Origin of the sequence: Chitinophaga caseinilytica (assembly GCF_038396765.1) — a bacterium.
Classification (GTDB): domain Bacteria; phylum Bacteroidota; class Bacteroidia; order Chitinophagales; family Chitinophagaceae; genus Chitinophaga; species Chitinophaga caseinilytica.
Genome location: NZ_CP150096.1, coordinates 4,604,609 through 4,623,890, shown reverse-complemented (window position 1 = coordinate 4,623,890; position 19,282 = coordinate 4,604,609). Strand labels below are relative to the sequence as shown.

Annotated in this window: 23 protein-coding genes and 1 tRNA gene; 14 read left to right on the top strand and 10 right to left on the bottom strand. The window is 53.6% G+C overall.

The window, feature by feature from the left end:
• Positions 1–28 precede the first annotated feature (28 nt).
• The 8 genes from arsB (at position 29) to WJU22_RS18980 (ending at position 6,625) form a co-directional block, all read left to right on the top strand.
• A complete protein-coding gene (gene arsB, locus WJU22_RS19015; RefSeq protein ID WP_341839750.1) occupies positions 29–1,117 on the top strand; it encodes an ACR3 family arsenite efflux transporter in 1,089 nt (362 codons plus the stop codon).
• A gap of 21 nt (positions 1,118–1,138) precedes the next feature.
• Entirely contained in the window at positions 1,139–1,567 is a 429-nt protein-coding gene (locus tag WJU22_RS19010; protein WP_341839749.1) for an arsenate reductase ArsC, read from the top strand.
• Positions 1,568–1,577: 10 nt separating this feature from the next.
• Positions 1,578–2,351: a metallophosphoesterase family protein gene (locus WJU22_RS19005; RefSeq protein WP_341839748.1), complete on the top strand. Its 774-nt coding sequence runs from the start codon at positions 1,578–1,580 to the stop codon at positions 2,349–2,351.
• Between the two features lie 24 nt (positions 2,352–2,375).
• A complete protein-coding gene (locus WJU22_RS19000; RefSeq protein WP_341839747.1) occupies positions 2,376–2,921 on the top strand; it encodes a sigma-70 family RNA polymerase sigma factor in 546 nt (181 codons plus the stop codon).
• Positions 2,922–2,993: 72 nt separating this feature from the next.
• Positions 2,994–3,923, top strand: coding sequence for a phosphatase PAP2 family protein (locus WJU22_RS18995; RefSeq protein WP_341839746.1), 930 nt, complete (start codon positions 2,994–2,996; stop codon positions 3,921–3,923).
• 213 nt (positions 3,924–4,136) lie between these two features.
• Positions 4,137–5,189 (top strand): DUF5694 domain-containing protein, encoded by a 1,053-nt coding sequence (locus WJU22_RS18990; RefSeq protein ID WP_341839745.1) that lies wholly within the window; start codon positions 4,137–4,139, stop codon positions 5,187–5,189.
• Between the two features lie 71 nt (positions 5,190–5,260).
• A complete protein-coding gene (locus tag WJU22_RS18985) occupies positions 5,261–5,773 on the top strand; it encodes an ATP-binding protein (RefSeq protein ID WP_341839744.1) in 513 nt (170 codons plus the stop codon).
• 66 nt (positions 5,774–5,839) lie between these two features.
• Complete coding sequence (locus WJU22_RS18980) at positions 5,840–6,625, top strand: SPFH domain-containing protein (protein ID WP_341839743.1); 786 nt, start codon at positions 5,840–5,842, stop codon at positions 6,623–6,625.
• Positions 6,626–6,690: 65 nt separating this feature from the next.
• Here the strand turns inward: WJU22_RS18980 and WJU22_RS18975 are convergent, their stop codons facing one another.
• Positions 6,691–7,554, bottom strand: a complete 864-nt coding sequence (locus tag WJU22_RS18975) for a DUF4886 domain-containing protein (RefSeq protein WP_341839742.1) — start codon at positions 7,552–7,554, stop codon at positions 6,691–6,693.
• 115 nt (positions 7,555–7,669) lie between these two features.
• On the opposite strand from WJU22_RS18975, the gene WJU22_RS18970 reads away from it, so the two are divergent.
• Positions 7,670–8,830: a DUF1343 domain-containing protein gene (locus tag WJU22_RS18970; protein ID WP_341839741.1), complete on the top strand. Its 1,161-nt coding sequence runs from the start codon at positions 7,670–7,672 to the stop codon at positions 8,828–8,830.
• A 9-nt stretch (positions 8,831–8,839) separates the two neighbouring features.
• Here WJU22_RS18970 and WJU22_RS18965 read toward each other — a convergent pair whose 3' ends face one another.
• On the bottom strand, positions 8,840–9,085 hold the full coding sequence (locus WJU22_RS18965) for a cysteine-rich CWC family protein (RefSeq protein WP_341839740.1): 246 nt from the start codon (positions 9,083–9,085) through the stop codon (positions 8,840–8,842).
• 73 nt (positions 9,086–9,158) lie between these two features.
• Between WJU22_RS18965 and WJU22_RS18960 the strand changes: the two genes are divergently transcribed.
• Positions 9,159–9,752 carry a Crp/Fnr family transcriptional regulator gene (locus WJU22_RS18960; RefSeq protein ID WP_341839739.1) on the top strand — a complete coding sequence of 198 codons (594 nt, stop codon included), beginning with the start codon at positions 9,159–9,161 and terminating at the stop codon, positions 9,750–9,752.
• 116 nt (positions 9,753–9,868) lie between these two features.
• Complete coding sequence (locus WJU22_RS18955) at positions 9,869–10,495, top strand: cysteine hydrolase family protein (protein WP_341839738.1); 627 nt, start codon at positions 9,869–9,871, stop codon at positions 10,493–10,495.
• Positions 10,496–10,536: 41 nt separating this feature from the next.
• Here the strand turns inward: WJU22_RS18955 and WJU22_RS18950 are convergent, their stop codons facing one another.
• Positions 10,537–10,995 (bottom strand): hypothetical protein, encoded by a 459-nt coding sequence (locus tag WJU22_RS18950; protein ID WP_341839737.1) that lies wholly within the window; start codon positions 10,993–10,995, stop codon positions 10,537–10,539.
• A 39-nt stretch (positions 10,996–11,034) separates the two neighbouring features.
• Between WJU22_RS18950 and WJU22_RS18945 the strand changes: the two genes are divergently transcribed.
• Both WJU22_RS18945 and WJU22_RS18940 read left to right on the top strand, forming a co-directional pair.
• Positions 11,035–12,159: a hypothetical protein gene (locus WJU22_RS18945; protein ID WP_341839736.1), complete on the top strand. Its 1,125-nt coding sequence runs from the start codon at positions 11,035–11,037 to the stop codon at positions 12,157–12,159.
• Between the two features lie 259 nt (positions 12,160–12,418).
• A complete protein-coding gene (locus tag WJU22_RS18940) occupies positions 12,419–13,111 on the top strand; it encodes an FkbM family methyltransferase (RefSeq protein ID WP_341839735.1) in 693 nt (230 codons plus the stop codon).
• Positions 13,112–13,136: 25 nt separating this feature from the next.
• Here WJU22_RS18940 and WJU22_RS18935 read toward each other — a convergent pair whose 3' ends face one another.
• From WJU22_RS18935 to WJU22_RS18910, 6 genes are all read right to left on the bottom strand, one after another.
• Positions 13,137–13,952, bottom strand: coding sequence for a glycerophosphodiester phosphodiesterase family protein (locus WJU22_RS18935; RefSeq protein ID WP_341839734.1), 816 nt, complete (start codon positions 13,950–13,952; stop codon positions 13,137–13,139).
• A 148-nt stretch (positions 13,953–14,100) separates the two neighbouring features.
• Entirely contained in the window at positions 14,101–14,469 is a 369-nt protein-coding gene (locus WJU22_RS18930; protein ID WP_341839733.1) for a cold shock domain-containing protein, read from the bottom strand.
• A gap of 369 nt (positions 14,470–14,838) precedes the next feature.
• Positions 14,839–15,576: an ATP-binding protein gene (locus WJU22_RS18925; protein WP_341839732.1), complete on the bottom strand. Its 738-nt coding sequence runs from the start codon at positions 15,574–15,576 to the stop codon at positions 14,839–14,841.
• 21 nt (positions 15,577–15,597) lie between these two features.
• Positions 15,598–16,461 carry a pyridoxal kinase gene (gene pdxY, locus WJU22_RS18920; RefSeq protein WP_341839731.1) on the bottom strand — a complete coding sequence of 288 codons (864 nt, stop codon included), beginning with the start codon at positions 16,459–16,461 and terminating at the stop codon, positions 15,598–15,600.
• A gap of 6 nt (positions 16,462–16,467) precedes the next feature.
• Positions 16,468–16,541, bottom strand: a tRNA-Cys gene (locus WJU22_RS18915).
• Positions 16,542–16,555: 14 nt separating this feature from the next.
• Positions 16,556–17,002, bottom strand: a complete 447-nt coding sequence (locus WJU22_RS18910; protein ID WP_341839730.1) for a GNAT family N-acetyltransferase — start codon at positions 17,000–17,002, stop codon at positions 16,556–16,558.
• An 87-nt stretch (positions 17,003–17,089) separates the two neighbouring features.
• Here WJU22_RS18910 and WJU22_RS18905 point away from each other — a divergent pair, with 87 nt between their 5' ends.
• Positions 17,090–18,538, top strand: coding sequence for a PLP-dependent aminotransferase family protein (locus WJU22_RS18905; RefSeq protein WP_341839729.1), 1,449 nt, complete (start codon positions 17,090–17,092; stop codon positions 18,536–18,538).
• 174 nt (positions 18,539–18,712) lie between these two features.
• Here the strand turns inward: WJU22_RS18905 and WJU22_RS18900 are convergent, their stop codons facing one another.
• Entirely contained in the window at positions 18,713–19,255 is a 543-nt protein-coding gene (locus tag WJU22_RS18900) for an NADPH-dependent FMN reductase (protein ID WP_341839728.1), read from the bottom strand.
• Positions 19,256–19,282 lie beyond the last annotated feature (27 nt).

Sequence of the window (19,282 nt, the reverse complement as noted above, 5' to 3'; positions counted from 1 at the left end):
ATTCATCAACGACAAGTATTAGATCCATATGTCTGCAAATGATTGCACACCGGCTGCTGGCCGCAAACGCCTGGGGTTTCTCGACCGTTACCTCACCCTTTGGATTTTCCTCGCTATGGCGGCAGGCGTCGGCATCGGGTATTTCATCCCGTCCAGCGCCGACTTCATCAATTCCTTCTCGACCGGTACCACCAACATCCCGCTGGCGATCGGCCTCATCCTCATGATGTACCCGCCGCTGGCAAAGGTGAACTACGGTAAAATGGGCGAAGTGTTTCGCAATACGAAGATCCTCGGCGCATCCCTGCTACTTAACTGGGTGATCGGCCCCGTGCTGATGTTCGGCCTGGCGGTACTCTTCCTGCACGGCTATCCGGAATACATGATCGGGCTGATCCTGATTGGGCTGGCCCGCTGCATCGCCATGGTGATCGTGTGGAACGAACTGGCGGAAGGCAACCGCGAATATGCCGCCGGGCTCGTGGCCCTGAACAGCGTATTCCAGGTGCTGTTGTACAGCGTATACGCATGGTTCTTCATCACCGTGCTGCCGCCCGTGTTCGGGATGAAAGGACTGGAAGTGAATATCACGATCGGGCAGATCGCGGAAAGCGTGGCCATCTACTTGGGTATTCCTTTTGCCGCCGGCATCATTAGCCGCTTCGCGCTGATCCGCTGGAAAGGGGAAAAATGGTTCCAGGAGCAATTCGTTCCCGTGATTTCCCCGATCACCCTCATCGCGCTGCTGTTCACCATCGTGGTGATGTTCAGCCTGAAAGGTGAACTGATCGTACAAATCCCGATGGACGTGGTACGCATCGCCATCCCGCTCGCCATTTACTTCGCTATCATGTTCCTCGTGAGCATGTTCATAGGTAAATCCCTCGGCGCCGACTACTCGAAAAACGCCTCCATCGCCTTTACGGCGGCGGGTAACAACTTCGAGCTGGCGATCGCCGTAGCCATCGGTGTGTTCGGCATCAACAGCGGACAGGCATTTGCCGGCGTGATCGGCCCGTTGGTGGAAGTACCCGCCCTGATCGCCCTGGTGAACGTGGCGTTCTGGCTGCGGAAGCGGTGGTATGGCAATCCGGAAGAAAAAGCATTGCAAGTATAAACTCAAAACCTACTATTCCAAATGAAGAAGATCCTGGTCCTTTGCACCGGCAACAGCTGCCGCAGCCAGATAGCGGAAGGCTATCTCCGCCACTTCGCAGGCGACGCGGCGGAAGTATATAGCGCGGGCGTAGAAACGCACGGCGTCAATCCCCGCGCCATCGCCACCATGGCGGAAGACGGCATCGATATCTCCGGCCACACGTCCAACAATATCTCCGAATACACCGACATTGACTTCGACTACGTGATCACCGTTTGCGACCATGCGAAGGAACGCTGTCCCGTGTTCCCATCGCGCGCGGAGCAATTCCACGAGAATTTCCCCGACCCGGCGAAAGCCACGGGCACGGAAGAAGAAGTTACGGAGCAGTTCCGCGAGGTACGGCAGATCATTCGCAACTATTTCGAACAATTCGTCAATACGCACGTCAAAACCGTAACTGCCTAAACCGCAACCGATGAAAATCGCACTGTTTTCAGACATTCACGCGAACCTCCCGGCGCTGGAAGCCTTCTTCGCCGACCTGGACAAGCGCAAACCCGATGCCGTTTACTGCCTCGGCGACCTGGTGGGCTACAATATCTGGCCCAACGAGGTGATCCAGGCGATACGCAAGCGCGGCATCCCGACCATCGCCGGCAACTATGACCAGGGCATCGGTCGGATGAGCAACGAATGTGGCTGCGCCTACAAAACCACGGAGGATAAGGACATGGGCCAGATTTCCATTTCCTACACCAACTCCCTTGTCGGCGACGACGAGCGCAAATACCTCCGCACCCTGCCCGCCCACATCCGTGTCGAGTTCCAGCTGAACGACGATACGCTGACCCTCATGCTGGTGCACGGCAGTCCCCGTAAGATCAACGAATACCTGTTCGAAGACCGGGACGAAAAGAGCATGCTGCGCATCCTTACCGACGCCAACGCCGATATCCTTTGTTTCGGCCACACGCATAAGCCTTACCACCGGATCATCTGCACGGAGCCCGGCGAAGCGCCCAAGTGCCGCCACGCCATCAACATCGGCTCCGTCGGCAAACCGAAAGACGGTGATCCGCGCGGCGGCTACGTGATGCTGCACATCGACGAAACCCTGTCCATCCACGACCGCAATTCCCTCCAGGTGGAGTTTATCCGCTTCGGGTACGACGTGGAAAAGGCAGCCAGGGCCGTAGAGACCAGTATTCTTCCGAACGAATATGCAGATATGTTGAGAAGGGGCTTTTAGGCCCCTTTTCTTTAATCCAACGATATGCAAACCATTTTGCCCATCCTCGCGCAGCTGGAAGACAAGCTGGAGCAGCGCATCTGCTCCCGGGTCAACCATGCCGATTGCTGCGAAGACATTCTCCAGGATGTATACCTGAAGTTGCTGCAACGCCTGCCGCAAGTCGAAAAGGCGGAAAATATGATCCCTTATGTGATGAAGATGGCGGACAACGCCGTGGCGGATTATTTCCGGAAGAACGGGAAAGTCTTAACAGGCGCCACCGATGCCGAACACCTGCCCGCGCCGGCCAACGAACCGGAAAACCTCGTGGCGCGGTTGTCCGATTCCTTTGTAGGCCAGATGATCCAGACCCTTCCGCCGATTTACCGTGACGCACTGTTGAAAACAGAAATCGAGGGTATGTCGCAAAAGCAACTGGCAGCGGAGCTGGGTATGTCGTATTCCGGGCTGAAGTCGCGGGTACAGCGGGCAAAGGAGATGCTGCGCGCCGCCATCCTGAATTGCTGCGATTTTGAGTTCGACAAGTATGGGAACATCGTTTCCTGCTGCGGCGAAGATTGTGCCTGAAATTAGTTTGCGTCTTTTTTTTGAATGGCCCGTCATAGCGGAAAATCATTTTTTGACTGACAACCATTCAACATGCATTACAAACTATCCAAAAGAAAGACGCTTCTCCTGCTGCCCCTGACCATCGCATTCCTAATTCTGGCAGCATTCCGCTTTGCAGGTAATGCACTGCACCCGCTGGAGCCCCTGAGCCAGCATTACAAAACCCTGTCGGAACTGAGCCCGTTGCCCGACAACTCCCGCGCCTGGATGGATACGGTCCGGTATCCCTGGGCCGAATACGGAAAAGGCGCGCAGGGCAATACATTGTGGCGGACGGTGTATCTTAGCGGTAAGCTGGAAGCTATGCTACCGGGCCTCGTGACCCCGCCGGCCAACAGCTCCGATCAGACCAGGGCCGAATTGGACTACCTGCTCCGCCTGCAGCAGAACCGGACGCCGCAGGAAGTAGCACGGGCGCAGTACATCGCCAACATCGGCTCCTGGCCGAACATCCTGAACCCGGAAGACCCGGATTACCTGGAGAACCGGAAACAGCTCTTTTACATCGCTTCACCTGTCGGGGAATGGTACAACGACAAGAACTTCCCGGCCACGACGGAGCTGCTGCTCAATTGCATCCAGGATATCCGGGTAACGGAATTCCGGCTGAAATGGCACTTCAAGCGGGCGCGACCCTATCATCTGGAACCGGCACTACAACCGCTGGCCCGGATTTCCTCGCCCTCGTTCGCCAGCGGGCATTCGCTCTGGGCGTTTTCGGAAGCTTTCCTGTTTGCGGAGATCATCCCGGAGCGGCGCGCCGATTTTCTGAAGATGGCGGAGGAAGTCCGCTGGTCGCGGGAGCTAATGGGTATCCATTACCCCAGCGATAATGAGGCTTCGCGCGTTATCAGCTGGAACCTCCTGAGCGCATGGAGCAAGGACCCGGCATTCGTGGAGGCGCTGAAGAAGGCGCGGAAGGAATGGAAAGACTGGAACAAATCGAATCAGCGGAAATAACGGTTTCCTGATGTTTACGCAGGCCCCTGTTTTTATGCATATCAAAACGTATCGAAGAAACTTAAATTAAAAGTAAGCGATATGGTTAGCGAATTCATAACGTATATTTATACGTGAATGGCAATTCCTGTGAAGCCAAAGCGATCAATCAACATTGGGGCGCTATGAAAGTTGATACAACCGTCGTTCCGCCATCAAATAAAAGGCAGCAATATGAAGCATTTCATTTTTATTATTTTCTTCATTTCGATCAATACCTATGCACAGCAAGTGGATGTTATGCTGATCGGTGTTTCCCATAATTATAGCAAGTACCCTGCACAGGATTTTTCCGGCATTCATAATAAAATCAGAAAATTCCAGCCTGATGCTTTTTTTGGTGAATTCCTGAGTAAGGAAGATGAACGGCTTGTGATGGATTATTGGTGTAAACAGGACAATATCAATCGGCTGAATATGCTGAGGAACAATCGAAACATAGCGGCAGCGTTACTTCCCGGGACAATTGACAGTTTAAGAAAACTATCCCTGTCAAAACCCCAGGACTATCGGTTAAAAACTGATTTAGCCCATGCTTATTATCTTGACCAGGATGTTGCAAACGGTCACTATCAATTCTGGCAGGTTTTCATTTACCTTCAGCAAACCCCTGATGCGGAACTTGAAAACTATGTCAATAAATTGCTTAGCCCTCAATTGGATACAACAGGACGAAGTATGAAAAGACTGAAAACCTCCGAATATGCACTTATCGCATTTCCCATGATGCGGGAAATGGGAATGCAGGAATTGCTTTCCATGGATTGCCAGGATTACGATTTGAATTGGGGAGCATCCTGGGTAGCATTCGATACAAAATTCAATGTATTTAAGAAGGATACCAATACGGCTTTGCGAGCAGAATTGCAATCTGGTTTGGATAAAATCAATGCCGGGTATGATAAATATGCGAATATCGAGAAGACCTCGAAAAACGTAACGGAATGGTTAAATACGGACGACGCTTCCGCCATCTCTGCTTCAGGGGATTTCTATTTGGCTGAACTGTACGATATGGAGAACTTCCCTAATGAAGAAATGCTTTCGAAAATACATTGGTGGATAATGAGAAATAAGGGAATGTGTGAAAACGTTGTAAATAGAGCGAGAAAGGCAGGAGCGAAAAGAGTGGTCGTGCTTGCCGGGGCCAATCATAGGAAGTATATGCAAGACATTTTCAACACTATGCCAAATGTAAGGGTAAGAAATATCAATGAATTCAAATAGATACATCCGATGTTTAACCCATGTAAATCAAAAATCAGGATCACAAATCCCATCCATCCATTGGACCAGATATGAAAATTGCGATAATCGGTGCCCACAAAGTCGGGAAAACGACATTAGCAGAAGCGCTCCTGGAACATCTTCCCGGGTACACCCTCGAAATGGAGCCCTACTATCAATTGGAAGCTTCGGGATATGAATTTTCAGAAATCCCCACAGCCGATGATTTTGTAGAACAGTTCAACTGTTCCGTCGACCTGGTTTCCAATAGCGAAGGGAATGTGATATTCGACAGGTGTGTCATCGATATCCTGGCCTATCTTCATGTTATCGAGCCCGGCAGAAATATTCGATCACTTTTTGCGACCGCCCAGGCAATTCTTGCGGAAATTGACCTGCTCGTATTTGTTCCCATTGAAACGCCCGATCTGATTTCCGCTCATGAAACAGATCAGCCGAAACTCAGAAGCCGGGTGAATGATTTGTTGTACGATTGGATCGGGGATTTGAATATTGAAGTGATCGAAGTAAACGGTACGTTGCCGGAGCGAAGGAACCAGGTGCTCGCGAAAATTTCTCGCTGACTTCCCGCCAATACGCTATCTTGCCTGATTTTCAATCCTATATCGAACAGTAAATCAACATTCGGCATGAAAAAGACCATTATTTGGACATCCATCGCGCTCCTCGCCATCATTATTTTCTGCTATTCTTCCTGCACCCGGATCGATGCGGGCCATGAAGGCGTATTAGTTCGCCTCTACGGCAGCGATAAAGGTGTACAGGACGTTTCCCTGGTAACGGGGCGCGTTTGGTATAACCCTTTTACGGAAGATGTTCACGAGTTTCCGGTATTTGTGCAAACCGCGGATTATGAACCATTTACCGTCAACGCCAAAGATGGGTCCGTTTTTACCGTAGACCCCACCATTACCTATAAAGTGATTGCCGGCCATTCTCCGGAAATTTTTCAGAAATACCGCAAGGGCATCAAGGAAATCACCACCACCACGCTGTACAACTACGTCCGCGATGCATTCCGCATCCAATTCAACGAATTCACGACCGACAGCATGATCTCCAACAGGAAAGGCTTCGAAAGCGCAGTGCAGGCCCAGCTTTCCGCCGAATTGACCAAGGAAGGCTTCCAGCTGGAACAGCTGACTTCCGGGATCGTATACCCCGAAAGCATCACCCAAGCCATCGACGCCAAGAACCGCGCCGTTCAGCAGGCGATGCAGGTAGAAAACGAATTGCGCGTAGCAGAAGCCAACGCCCGGAAACTCATCGTTCAGGCAGAAGCGGAATCGCGCGCCAACCAATTGCGCCAGCAGTCGCTGACCCCCTTGCTCATCCAGCAGCAATTCATCGAAAAGTGGGACGGGAGAACCCCGCTTTACGGCAACTCACCGGTAATGTTCAAGAACGTACAATAACAGATCGCAATATCTTTCCAACGATCCCTGCCAGGCATGCCGGCAGGGATCGTGGTTTTAGGCGACTACAAGCCCGCCACCACCTGCCTGAATTTCTTCGCCATCGGCGCAGAAACGCTTTCCGGCTTAAACTTCACCTTCTTTACCTTCCCGCCAAACAATGTTTTGTACCACACCAGCGAGCCCAGGTAACAGCCCGCGGGATTGGCGTGGTTGGCATCAAAATCCAGCTTGCCGTTGCGCCAGATGTAGCCGATATGCAGGGAGTTCGTCTGATCGGGCAATTGTCCCGCTTGCGGCGCCTCGAAATTGAACGTGGTATCTTTGGTATAGTGCCACTTCCGGCTCACTTCCATTTTCCGGAAAGCATCGCCCGTCGGGATGATCGTGAGGCCCAGGTCTGCAGCCACCTTGTGGTAGGCCGCCCTTACGTGGCGGTGCATTTCTTCTGTGTTCGCAGCGCGTTGTTCGCCGTTAATCCTTCCGAAAGATTTCGCATCGTTCCGGTATGCCCACACCTGGTGGATGTATAGTTTCGCGCCGGGCTGCAACGTTCGGATCATTTCCACGAGCTTGCCGGCATAGGGTTCGTAAGTGCCGGGGTCTCCGGAAAGCAGGGAATACTGCTGAATGGTAACGATGTCCCAGCGGCCGTCAGACAGCAATTCGCGCAGCGATTTTCCCTTATATGCCTTCTCCCCTGCTTCCGACAGTTTCCAGTGCTTTTCCAGCGAGCAGCCACCGAGCTCCGCGCGCCCCACTTCCAGGTCGATCCCGCCTTCCTTCGCCAGTTGCGGCACAAACGCGGAGGCATTCTGTGAAAAACTGTTGCCGATAATAAAGAGCCGGATCTTTTTTGCGTCCTGCGCCTGAATTGAGCTGCATATGCTCAGTAAGATGATCAGCGAAATCCTGATTTTTGATAACATGGTATGTCCGTTTAGTCGAAAAAGGTAAAATATCATTTACCGGTTGATAATCCAAATAGGCTGTCCCGCCGGTTGCGACGTAAATCCAACGAAGGATTCCTTAATTTGTAGCTTCATGACCGGAATAGACGCCTTATTAGCGAATCCGCCTGCCTGGAAATCCCGCAGGATCGGGTTGGTAACGAATCACGCCGCATGTACGGCAGACTTTCGTCCTTCCCGGGAGGCACTGCTGGCAGAAGGATTTCACATCACCCGGCTGTTTTCCCCCGAACACGGACTGGAAACCACCGGCGAAGATGGCAAGGAAATGCCGGACGGGACCGACCGACTGACAGGCCTGCCCGTGACCAGCCTCTACGGCGGCAAGCTGGCGCCCGATCCCCACGACCTCGCCGATATCGACGTGGTTTTATTCGATATTCCCGACATCGGTTGCCGCTTCTATACCTACCTCTGGACGCTGACCCACGTCATGGAAGCCTGCGCGGCCCGGGGCAAGCACCTGGTGATCGCGGACCGGCCCAATCCGCTGTCGGGCGTCATGGCCCTTGCCGAGGGCCCGGGGCTGGACGAGCGCCACTGCAGCAGCTTCATCGGGCGATGGAACATTCCCGTTCGCCATAGCTGCACATTCGGCGAACTGGCCGGTTACTTCCAATCAACATACATCCTGAAAAATACCTTACAACTGGACGTAATACCATGCAAAAACTGGCAACGGACGATGTTCTTCCCGGATTGGAGCCCATCATTCGTTCCCACATCGCCGGCCATTCCCTGCTTCGCGTCTGCATTGCTGTACCCGGGCCTGGGCTTGCTGGAAGCCACCAATATCAGCGAAGGAAGAGGCACGGCCACGCCTTTCCGCGTTGCTGGCGCGCCGTGGATGGACGGGCCGCGCGTAGCCGCGCTGGTCAATGATCTTCGTCCAGACGGCGTGTACGCCAGACCGGTACATTTCGTTCCGGTGGCAGGGAAATATCAAGGGCAAAAATGCAGCGGTGTCATGTTGCACGTAAGCGACCGGGCGGTTTTCCGGCCGGTGAAGCTGGGTTGGCTGCTGATCCGGCTCATTCATCAAATCCATCCCGGTGATTTTGCATGGGCGCCCTACCCTACTTTCGTAAACCCCGGCGGCGCGCGGCATCTCGATCTGCTGACAGGTTTAAAAAATGCGGAATCGCTCGTGGCGGATGGCAGTATCGGGGAAATCGTAGAATATACCGGTCCGGGGGATTGGACAGCGAGGATCGAACCTTACCTGCTGTATTAACTTCGCTTTTTATTTTTTCGGGAACAGCAACGGCGAGATGTTATGCAGTTTGTGTTGCATCTGTTGCTGATGGTAGCTGGATTTCATGTCTTTGAGACAGGCGGCGCAGAGGCAATCGGCGTATTGCGTGGCAATAAAATCGCGCTCGTCCTGTGAAAGCGTCACGGTCGTGCATTGGCACAGCAGGATCGATCCCACCTTGCATTCAAAGTGGGCGTTACACCTGGGACAATGCTTTTGTTCGTGTTCGCACATAATCGCAATTTAATCCAAATTATTTGTTTCCCGCCTTCTCCTTACCTTCACAGGGCGAGAAACGCGCAAGAAGATGAACGGCCCCCTCGAGCTGATACTTAACAACATCCGCAGGCACATCCCCCTCACACAGGAAGAAGGCGATTATTTCACCAGCCTGCTGAAACCCGGCCGTTACGCCCGGAAAGAATACCTGCTGCGCGAAGGGGAAGTTTGCACCGATTTTACTTTCATCGCCGCCGGCTGCATGAAAAGCTACCTGCTCGATACCGACGGAAAGGAACATATCCTCACGATCGCTTCGCCGGATTGGTGGATCGCGGATATCGGGAGTTTCATTTCCGGAACGCCGGCCCATCTTTTCATCGAAGCCGTTGAGCGGACGGACACCCTGGCGCTGTCGCGCCGCAACCAGGAAATCCTCCTCCGGAAAATCCCCAGGTTCGAACGCTGTTTCCGCATCCTCACGGAGCGCGCCTTCGCCGCGAGCCTTCAACGGAACATAGACGCCATGAGCCTTTCAGCGCCCGAGCGCCTGGGAAAGTTCCGCCAGCAATACCCTTATCTGCTCCCGCTCCTGTCCGACCAGGAAATCGCTTCCTACATCGGCGTTACGCCGTCTTTCTTCAGCCGCATGTTAAAAAAACTGGACATCAAACTGCGGTAACCCGGGAAATTTACCGGGGCACTTGACCTAGGTCAAGTGCCGGGCATTCCGTGGCTGCTACTTTTGTGTGCAGTGAAGGCCTTCATGATTTCCAAAACAGTAAAACATTATCCGATATGAAACTGACCGCTTTATGGGTGGCATTCATTTCCATCACTTCGGGCGCTTTCGCACAGCGCCCTGCAAACAACGAACACATGAAAGAAGCACTGATCATCATTGATATCCAGCAGGATTATTTCCCCGGCGGGCGGCACACTTTAGTGGGCGCGGAAGAAGCCGCGGAAAAGGCGAAACAGGTACTGGCGCATTTCAGGAAAGCCGGCCGGCCAGTGGTCCACGTACAGCATATTTCCACCAACGAAGGCGCCACTTTTTTCCTGCCCGGTACGGATGGGATAGCGATCCATGCGGCAGTGATGCCCGAAAACGGAGAAAAGATCATCACCAAACATTTTCCCAACAGTTTCCGGGAAACCGATTTGTTGGAGCATCTGAAAGCCAATGGCATTGACCGTTTGACCTTCGCCGGGATGATGACCCACGTTTGCATCGACGCAACCGTGAAAGCCGCGAAGGATTTTGGTTTCGAATGTACGGTGGTGTCTGACGCCTGCGCTACGCTGGATGTGGAAGTCCAGGGGAAGAAGGTGCCCGCGGCATGGGTACAGCAATCGCTGCTGGGCGCGCTGGAATTTTTCTACGCGAACATCAAAACGGCTACGGAAGTAGTTACGCAATAAAAAATGCGGGAAAACCAGGCGTCATGACCTGGTTTTCCTTTTCAATAAATCTCCAGTATTGTTTCTTTCCCCTTGAAATCGAAGGTGTCTCCCACTTTCCTGCGCATGAGCTGCTGTGCCAGTGGTGACGCAGGCGAAAGGAAAATTACCGTTTCCCCGTCGACGATTTGTTTGCCCAAACCCGCGCCTATAAAGAAACCGGCGTTGGCCGACCGTACGAAGGCGCCGGCCGCGGGAACGAGGCAGATCGATTGCACGTTAACCGCACGAAGCGCAGCCAGTTCCTGCTGATGCGCCACCAGTTGCCGGGCGTACATATCCTTTTCGAGGTGGCCCATGGCCCGGGAGGTTTCGTATTTATCGCCCGCCGAGCTTTTGCCTTCCTGGTTGGCCGCGGCCTGGGCTTCGTCCATCGCCTGGCGCGAAATGGCGATGCGTTGCAGAATGACCTGTTCGCAGAATTGTTTCAGTAAAAGTTTGTGGGCAACTTTATCTTCCATACCCGCTAAATTGCTAAATTAACAGGGAATTTCACGATTATGCCTCAAACTGCAAAAAATCCCTGGTGGCACAAGTCGATCCTGTCGATTTTGGTGGCCCTCGCCTGTGTTAATAGCTTTTCTTCCGTATTCTTTTTCCGGTTGACGACTGTCACCAATTGGGGGATCATCAATACCATCTACAAATACATGTACCCTCCGCTGATCGTGCTGGGGATCGTATTCGCGTGCGGGTTCCCTTTCTACTGGCGGGCCCGGGAGAAAGCGGGGACGATCGATACGGAAAAGGTGCAGGCCGTTCTGGTAGCTATTGTCAGGTATTGGCTGGCGCTGGAGATCAGCGGGTATGGCTTCGGGAAATTGTTCGGCCTGCAATTCGGGGAATCGTTCTTCCGGAGCGATAGTATCGTGGGCGGATTGTCCGGTTACAACCTCACCTGGAATTATTTCGGGCATTCCTATGTATTCAGCAGCATCATCGCGGTGATTCAGATCGCCGGTTCCATCATGCTGCTTTTCAGGAGAACGACCCTGCCCGGCGTGCTCATCCTGTTGCCGGTGATGATCAATATCGTACTGATCGACCTGTTTTACGGGATCCCGGTCCCGGCTACCCTCAACGCGATTTATTTTACGGTGGGGTTGGCGTACCTGTTTTTCCTGCATTGGGACATCATCCAACCCCTTTTCACGAAAATCCTGCTCCGGCCGATTATGGTGGCACAGCCGCTGAAACAGCTGGTCAGGGTACTGGTGATCGGCTGCAGCCTTGGGTTTTCCGTATACGTCAGCGGGTACGTCATCACCAAACAGCCCATCGCCGGAAAGTGGAGGGTGACGAAAACCCTCAGGAATAATGTGGAGGCATCCGGTAACGACTGGCAATCCGATAATTCCGCCTGGCAGAATATCTATATCGAACACTACAAGCGGATCACCTGTTCCCCGAACCCCTATTTCGCCGATGTGAAAAGATCGCAAATGGGCGAATATGCGGTGAATCCGGGCGACAGTTCCATAACGGTGCGGATGTTCGATCCTGCCCGCAACCTGCTCATCCATGTCAACCATGTCAATAATAACACGATGATCTGGAAATATCAGAACGGGATAGATACGGTGGAGCTGTACCTGGAACGATCGCTCGTGGCGTCGCATGAATAGGCCCGGAAAATAAAAACGGAGTATCTGCCCACCGCCAACTGTTTCCTGCCTGTAACATTGGTTGGCACCGGTTCGTTATGGTTTTGCTAAGTGGGGAATTTATCCAGTGCATCTGTTCGAGTGATAAGTAGACCGGAAAATTGTATCCTTGCAGTCCGATATACGCCATCCGAAGGGAATGCCATCCCCGGACGTATATCGCAGAAAACCATACCGGTCAAATCAATTAACAACGGAAACTTATAAAACCTAACAAGCTATGGGACTTAAACGGTTGTTGCAAAAGCTCGTCCAACCCGAAACCACCGTCGATATTTTTCAAAACGTATCCTATTCCCAGGAAGGGGAAGATCTCGTACTGGGCAGGATATTCGAATTTCAGAAGAAAGGATTTTTCGTGGACGTAGGCGCCCTCCATCCCAAGCGTTTCTCGAACACTTTCCGTTTTTACCGCCTCGGATGGCGCGGCATCAATATCGACGCCATGCCCGGCAGCATGGCGCTTTTCCGGGAAATCCGACCGGAAGACATTAACCTGGAAGTGCCTGTTTCGGACAAGGAAGAAGCGCTCGATTTTTACGTTTTCAATGAGCATGCGCTCAATACCTTTTCGAAGGAAATGGCGGAAGAACGTAGCCAGAAGGAAATCTACAACATCGAAAGGGTCGTAAAAGTGCAGACGAGAACGCTGGCCGGCATCCTCGACCAGCACCTTCCCAAAGGCACCTCCATCGATTTCCTCACGATCGACGCCGAAGGGCTCGATTTCCAGGTACTGAAATCCAACAACTGGGAAAAATACCACCCGAAAGTAGTACTGATCGAAAGCGAACTGGATGTGAAGGGAATGATCGGCTCGGAAATGGATCTCTACCTCGAGGCGCTCGATTACGAACTGTACGCCAAAACGGTGAAGACGTACTTCTACAAACATAAAAGCTTCAACGTATAAAGGGAATAAGGCGCCGGGAGGTGCCTTATTTTTTTAGGCCATCGCGCAGCCTGTGCTCGCGGAGATAGCGGACAAGCGCGCCCGGATGGTCGCTCTGCATGCCTTGTACTTTCCTATTTAACACCGCATTCCAGGCATCGGGGCCTTCGTTGGGCGATTGCGCGTCCAGCCAAACGGATATCCGGCGGCGGCGCGCTACGGTCATGAGCGTGCTGTCGGTAATATTGTCCAGCACCGCAAACGAATGTGCATCCAGGAACTGTTCCATTTGTGCCGGTGTTTGGGCATCGTCCGGCAGGCTGGACATCAGGGGCATTTGCGGCGCAATGTCGCGCCAGGGTTGATATTGCTCCTTTTTGTTGATGTACACGATCACCTGTTTTTCCATCCCTGCATCCCGTATTTGCTGCCAGGCCTGTGCTACGTCGGCTTCCTTGAAGTCGAGATAAATATGCACCTTGCCCCTGGCGGCTTTCAGGGCTTCGGCGAACGTGGGCACGCGGTAAATTTTGCCGTCGGTACTTTTGATGTTCAGTTGGCGGAGCGCGGCAAACGTATAATCTGCTACGGCGCCCTTTCCGTTGGTGGTGCGGTCTACGGTGGCGTCGTGCATGAGCACGAGATGCCCGTCTTGGGTCGTGCGAAGGTCGAGCTCGGCATAGTCGGCGCCGCACTGGTACGCCGCTTCCACGGATGCCGTTGTGTTTTCAGGGACGATTTCATGGTTTCCGCGGTGGGCGATGACGATGAACCCATGTTTTTGTGCGGGGAGCACCGGTTGCTGCGCGAAGCTATTGCCAAGGAGCAGTATACATCCGGTGAAAAAAAGCAATCCTTTCATAGTCAATGCTTGCGGTACAGGTGATGGAATTCGGGAAGGTGATGTCAAGATAAAGGGAATTCTCCGGATTTCCAGCCGGCGCCGGGCATAAAAAAACACCTGCGGGTTGCAGGTGCTTCTTATATCTGAATTCTTTTTTCGTCGCAAATCATCCGATCCTTTTCAGATCCACGGCGCTGAAGCCTCTCGGCGTTTTCTCCCGCGTGAAGGAAACCCTGTCCTTTTCTTTCAGGAGCTCAGTTAACTGGTTGGCGTGAAAGAAGACGTTTTCCCGGGCATTGTCGTCGGTAATGAACCCGAAACCCTTTGCCTGGTTGAAGTAGGAAACGAATCCCGTCCGGGTGGCTTCTACCACAGGCCGGTGCCTGCTTTTCGCGACGGCGGTCAATTCCTGCATCGTCACGTCTTCATTGCCCTGTCTTGGAGGAACGGAACTCAGGTTCCCGTTTTCATCGACGAAAGCGAGCATCTCTTCAAGCGGCTTGCCTTTGTCGTTGTTCGACTTTCGATCGAGCATTTTTTGTGCCTTTTCAATTTTGGCTTTTGCTTTTTTGTTTTTCTTTTCCTTTTTTGAAAAAGATTCACCCATGTTGTGTGGTTTTAATTATGGTGCATTATTGCGTTATGCGATATGTAGCGTTACGGCTTGCTGTGCGTACAGGTGTGCCGTTTGATTTCAGTACTGGGCCTCTGGATACTATCAGGGTCGGTGGCAGCTGGAAAAGCGAAGACTGAGGAAGAAAAGAATAATCCAGACTAATTCAGAAGAAGCAGAGGCAGGAGCCTGTAGTAAATCGTTGCAAAGATACGATTATTAATCGACAATCGGCGAAGTAAAGCAGTTTGGGTGGGAAAACGGCCATGGATATGGGAAACGAATGTCGCGTCAGGACGGGCACAGCGGGGGCATGGTAGCCGTTTCGCGCTCCCTTTCCAGCTTGGCGATCAGTAAGGATTTGACGAGGGTGAAGCAATAATCCCTCGCTTCGGCGAAAGAAACATCGTACCGGCGGGCGATTCCGCGCATTTCTTCGGGGAATGGCGCCAGCAGCTGATCGTAATAGGTATCGAGCACGGCGGCGGCCGGCATCTGGAAATCTATCCGCAGCTGGAACCTCCGCAGCAAGGCGGTATCGATCACCTCCGGATGGTTCGTGGCGCAGATGAGCAGGGCTTTTTCGGGAAAATAGTCAATCAGTTGCAGCAGCGTGTTCACCAGCCGCCGCATCTCCCCCACGTCTTTATCGTCTGTCCGCGACTTCCCGATCTGGTCGAACTCGTCCAGGAACAAAACGGCCCCGTCCCGCGCGGCTTTGTCGAACACCATTTTCAGCTGCTGCGGCGTTTCGCCGATTTTGGCGCTGACGATGTTGCTGAGGTTCAGGATGAGGATGGGTTTGTTCAGCGCATGGGCTAACGCCTTCGCCGTCATCGTTTTCCCGCAGCCGGACGCTCCGTGCAGCAGCACTTTATTATTGACTGGCAAACCGTATTGCCGCAGTTCTTCGAAATACAACCGCTCCTTGATGAGCTGTGCGCACATGTTTTTGCTGTGGTCGTCCAGGAAAATACTGTCCAGCAGCACTTTTTCCGGGTCGTTGATGATCAGGTCCAGTACGTTCATAGTTCGCAAAATTCGTAAAATTTATCGACCTGCAGCTTCCCTCCCTGCGATCTCCATGGAATGCAGGATGTCTTGCAGCGCCATTTCCCGGCGGTTATCTGCCTTTATCCCCGCCAGCACGGCCTGCATCACCCGCGCCGCCCGCCGGATGGCCAGGGGGAACGCCGCGCCGTTGAGCATTTGCAGGTGCATATGCGCCGCGAAGAGCTCGCCGGTGCCGGGCGGGTCCACCGCCACGCGGGGCGTCCGTTCCAGGTGAAGCTGGTCTTTGTCCAGGGAAACGATATCGATCCATCCCGGCGGCGTATCCGCGAATTGGCAGCTCGTCACCACCAGTTGCTGTTCCGAAAACCGGCCGTTTTCCCGGATCGCGGTGGTCATTTCTTCCAGCGAAGCGAAACGGCGGCCCAGCATCTGTTGCAATTCGAAGGAATTCGGTGTGAGCACGTCTGCCAGCGGAATGAGCCGGTCGATCATGGCCTTGGCCACGCCGGGCGCCACGTAGAATTCGTCGGCATCGCCCATCACGGGGTCGCAGAGATAGCTGATGTCCGGGTGCCGCGCTTTCACTTTTTCCACGAATCCGGCCGTAATGACCACTTGTTCCGCCGAACCGATGAAGCCGGTGATGATGGACGACACTTCGGCCAGGATGTCCAGTTGCAGAATGCCGTCCAGGATGGAAGCGAACAGCGCCGTGGGCAGCACGTCTCCGCCCACGGAGGCCAGGCCCAGCCGGTTGGAATATAATACCGTGGGCACCGTTATCACGTCTTGCCGGCCGGTTTGCAATACCAGGGCGGTGGTACTGCTGCCCACGTACCCATAGGAAACCTTGCTGTGGATGATGATCGTTTTGTCGCGCTTTACGGGCATGGTCGTCATGATTTTTGGAGGCCGGAAATGGAATCGAACCATTGTGAAGGGATGTGCCATCCCCCGCCTCGCCACTCGGCTATCCGGCCTGGGGAATCCGTTATCAGCCCCACCAATGATAATAATTATGCTGGCCGTCGTACTCGAAACCGCAGCGGGGATACAGGTTGTTCCCGATATCGTTGGTTTTTTCCGTTTCCAGCATGAGGCCGCAGGCGCCCGTTTCCCGGCTCCATTGCTTGCTGCGGTCGATCAGGGCAACGGAAAGGCCTTTGCCGCGGTAATCCGGGTGAACGAACAGGTCGCTCAGCAGCCATTGCTTTTGCAGTTTGGTGTAGTGGAAGAGTTTGTAGAGCTGTACGAACCCCACGGCCTTCCCATCCGCATAAGCGAGAAAAATATCGGATTCATTGTTGAGGAGGCGTTCTTTTAGAAATGCCTTCCCTTTTTCGAGGTCCGGCGCCTGCCGGTAAAAAACACGGTAGCTGTCGAATAATGCCGCGGCGTCGTCCAGTTCTTCCAGGCTGGCTTTCCTGATGCTGTATTCCATTGGGTATAAAGTTTTGATTACGAAGGCAAAGCTATGGGGTTATTGGACTATATTTGGGGGCCAGATTTAAAGTATCAAGTAGTCCAGATGATCCCGATAGCCCATCTCATATCTATCAACAAGGAAAGCAATACGCCGGTTTACCGGCAGATCGCCGTGTCCATTATCATGGCGGTGCGGAACGGCACGTTGAAAGCCAATGCGCCCTTGCCGGGAAGCCGCGAACTGGCCAAAGACCTCGGCGTTCACCGGAAAACGGTGGTAGCGGCGTACGAAGAGCTGTCTGCCCAGGAATGGATCACGGTGGTGCCGCGGAAGCGGATCACCGTTTCGGAGCATATCCCCGAGCTGGAGCCCGCCAACTGGAAACCGGACGAAGCCCGCGAAGGGTACCAGCGCCCTTTCGAATTGCCGTTCAGAACGATACCCGGGCCCACGAACGGGGAAACGGGGGCCGCGGTGCCGGAACTGGTGATAGACGACGGGCATCCCGACATCCGGCTCTCTCCCATCGATCCCCTCCTCAAAACCTACCGTGCCTATACCACGCGGCGGTATGCGGTCAAAAGCGCGAACGTCAGTTCCGCGCAGGGCACGCACCTGCTGCGCGAAGAAATGGTCAAATATCTTTCGGAAAGCCGCGGGCTGCATATTTCGATAGACAATATCCTCGTCACGCACGGCGCGCAGATGAGCATTTACCTATCCGCGCAATTGTTGCTGGGCGCAGGTTCCAACGTAATCGTCGGAAAGCCGGGATACCCCGTCGCCAATATGGCTTTCGGTGTCACCGGCGCCAATATCCTGGAAGTGGACGTCGATGAAAACGGCATCGACACGGAAGCGATCGGGCGCATCTGTCAAAAGAAAAAAATTGCGGCGGTGTACGTCATCCCCCACCACCATTACCCGACAACGGTGACGCTGAGCGTGGAAAGACGGATGAAGCTGCTGGAGCTGTCCCGCCAATACAACTTTACCATCATCGAAGACGATTACGATTTCGAGTACCACTATACTTCCGCGCCATATCTGCCGCTGGCGAGCGCCGGGCACCAGGGCAACGTGATCTACATCGGGTCGTTTTCCAAAATCCTGGGACCGTCTATCCGGATCGGTTTCATGATCGCGCCAAAGAACCTCGTAGAGCAGTGTGCGGCGCTGCGCATGATCATCGACGTGGGGAACGACAGTTACATGCAGAATGCGCTGGCGGGCTTGATGATGGATGGGGAACTAAGCCGGCACCTGAAACGGGCGCGGAAGATCTATCACCAGCGCAGGGATTTCCTGGATGGATTACTGGATCAAAAACTGGGTCGGTTCCTGGATTACACGTTGCCGTCGGGCGGCATGGCGATCTGGGTGCGACTGCGCCCGGCGTTCCCGGTAACTGCCCTGGAAGGTTCGCCGCTGCTGCATATCAAGGGGGTGTATGCCCGGGAGAACGCGTTCCGCTTCGGTTTCGCGTCGATGAACGAAGAGGAGCTGGAAAGTGCGGTGGACGGGATATATGCCATCCTGGCGGGATTATGAGGTTGCATGCACGCCGGAGGGAGGCACGCCGAAAGCGTTTCCTGCATCCGTTGGATTCAGCGGCCCAATCTATCGTTGCGGTCACCAATGCCGGGACGTATTTTCTGAGGATATTCGATGTTTTCGGCCGGTAAAATTATCAGCATAATAGGCCTGAAATGGTAATGGATGCTTTTACGGCTTGCTGCGCGATGCTGCGATCCCCTGCAGCAGGGACTCCATGACACTTATCACGCTCTCCAGCGTAGGTGCGTCTACGATAGCGCCATCACGGACTATCGCTTTCACGAAAGGGATCAGCAGGCGCGAGGTATCTGGCAAATCGGCTTCGATCACCCGCAACGTGCCCGTGAGCGATTGATGTGCCAGTTCGCCCATAGACGATGCCGTGATAAGGGCAACGGGTTTTTGGGACATTTCCATGGAAGAAACTATCCAGTCGAGCGCGTTTTTGAGACTGCCGGGCACGCCCATGGCGTATTCCGGCGTGCAGATGAGAATGCCGTCGGCCGAGCGCAGGCGGTCGCGGAAGGCGGTTACGGTGGGTGGCGGCGTATCGTTGTCGTCGTCGGGGTTGAAATGCGGCAATTGGGAAAGCCCGTCGAATTGCGTGATCTCCGCTTTCCCGGCGTACATCGCCGCGATGATGTTGATGAGCGTATGATTGGTGGATTGAAGCCGGGTACTGCCGGATATCGCAAGGATGTTGATGGCCATCTGAATGGTAAAAATTTTGCTGAAGAT

What these genes read in the sequence shown, in the direction of transcription:
- arsB (WP_341839750.1), top strand. Translation starts at nt 29, where the DNA reads ATGTCTGCAAATGATTGCACACCGGCTGCTGGCCGCAAACGCCTGGGG.
- WJU22_RS19010 (WP_341839749.1), top strand. Translation starts at nt 1,139, where the DNA reads ATGAAGAAGATCCTGGTCCTTTGCACCGGCAACAGCTGCCGCAGCCAG.
- WJU22_RS19005 (WP_341839748.1), top strand. Translation starts at nt 1,578, where the DNA reads ATGAAAATCGCACTGTTTTCAGACATTCACGCGAACCTCCCGGCGCTG.
- WJU22_RS19000 (WP_341839747.1), top strand. Translation starts at nt 2,376, where the DNA reads ATGCAAACCATTTTGCCCATCCTCGCGCAGCTGGAAGACAAGCTGGAG.
- WJU22_RS18995 (WP_341839746.1), top strand. Translation starts at nt 2,994, where the DNA reads ATGCATTACAAACTATCCAAAAGAAAGACGCTTCTCCTGCTGCCCCTG.
- WJU22_RS18990 (WP_341839745.1), top strand. Translation starts at nt 4,137, where the DNA reads ATGAAGCATTTCATTTTTATTATTTTCTTCATTTCGATCAATACCTAT.
- WJU22_RS18985 (WP_341839744.1), top strand. Translation starts at nt 5,261, where the DNA reads ATGAAAATTGCGATAATCGGTGCCCACAAAGTCGGGAAAACGACATTA.
- WJU22_RS18980 (WP_341839743.1), top strand. Translation starts at nt 5,840, where the DNA reads ATGAAAAAGACCATTATTTGGACATCCATCGCGCTCCTCGCCATCATT.
- WJU22_RS18975 (WP_341839742.1), bottom strand. Translation starts at nt 7,554, where the DNA reads ATGTTATCAAAAATCAGGATTTCGCTGATCATCTTACTGAGCATATGC.
- WJU22_RS18970 (WP_341839741.1), top strand. Translation starts at nt 7,670, where the DNA reads ATGACCGGAATAGACGCCTTATTAGCGAATCCGCCTGCCTGGAAATCC.
- WJU22_RS18965 (WP_341839740.1), bottom strand. Translation starts at nt 9,085, where the DNA reads ATGTGCGAACACGAACAAAAGCATTGTCCCAGGTGTAACGCCCACTTT.
- WJU22_RS18960 (WP_341839739.1), top strand. Translation starts at nt 9,159, where the DNA reads ATGAACGGCCCCCTCGAGCTGATACTTAACAACATCCGCAGGCACATC.
- WJU22_RS18955 (WP_341839738.1), top strand. Translation starts at nt 9,869, where the DNA reads ATGAAACTGACCGCTTTATGGGTGGCATTCATTTCCATCACTTCGGGC.
- WJU22_RS18950 (WP_341839737.1), bottom strand. Translation starts at nt 10,995, where the DNA reads ATGGAAGATAAAGTTGCCCACAAACTTTTACTGAAACAATTCTGCGAA.
- WJU22_RS18945 (WP_341839736.1), top strand. Translation starts at nt 11,035, where the DNA reads ATGCCTCAAACTGCAAAAAATCCCTGGTGGCACAAGTCGATCCTGTCG.
- WJU22_RS18940 (WP_341839735.1), top strand. Translation starts at nt 12,419, where the DNA reads ATGGGACTTAAACGGTTGTTGCAAAAGCTCGTCCAACCCGAAACCACC.
- WJU22_RS18935 (WP_341839734.1), bottom strand. Translation starts at nt 13,952, where the DNA reads ATGAAAGGATTGCTTTTTTTCACCGGATGTATACTGCTCCTTGGCAAT.
- WJU22_RS18930 (WP_341839733.1), bottom strand. Translation starts at nt 14,469, where the DNA reads ATGCTCGATCGAAAGTCGAACAACGACAAAGGCAAGCCGCTTGAAGAG.
- WJU22_RS18925 (WP_341839732.1), bottom strand. Translation starts at nt 15,576, where the DNA reads ATGAACGTACTGGACCTGATCATCAACGACCCGGAAAAAGTGCTGCTG.
- pdxY (WP_341839731.1), bottom strand. Translation starts at nt 16,461, where the DNA reads ATGACGACCATGCCCGTAAAGCGCGACAAAACGATCATCATCCACAGC.
- WJU22_RS18910 (WP_341839730.1), bottom strand. Translation starts at nt 17,002, where the DNA reads ATGGAATACAGCATCAGGAAAGCCAGCCTGGAAGAACTGGACGACGCC.
- WJU22_RS18905 (WP_341839729.1), top strand. Translation starts at nt 17,090, where the DNA reads ATGATCCCGATAGCCCATCTCATATCTATCAACAAGGAAAGCAATACG.
- WJU22_RS18900 (WP_341839728.1), bottom strand. Translation starts at nt 19,255, where the DNA reads ATGGCCATCAACATCCTTGCGATATCCGGCAGTACCCGGCTTCAATCC.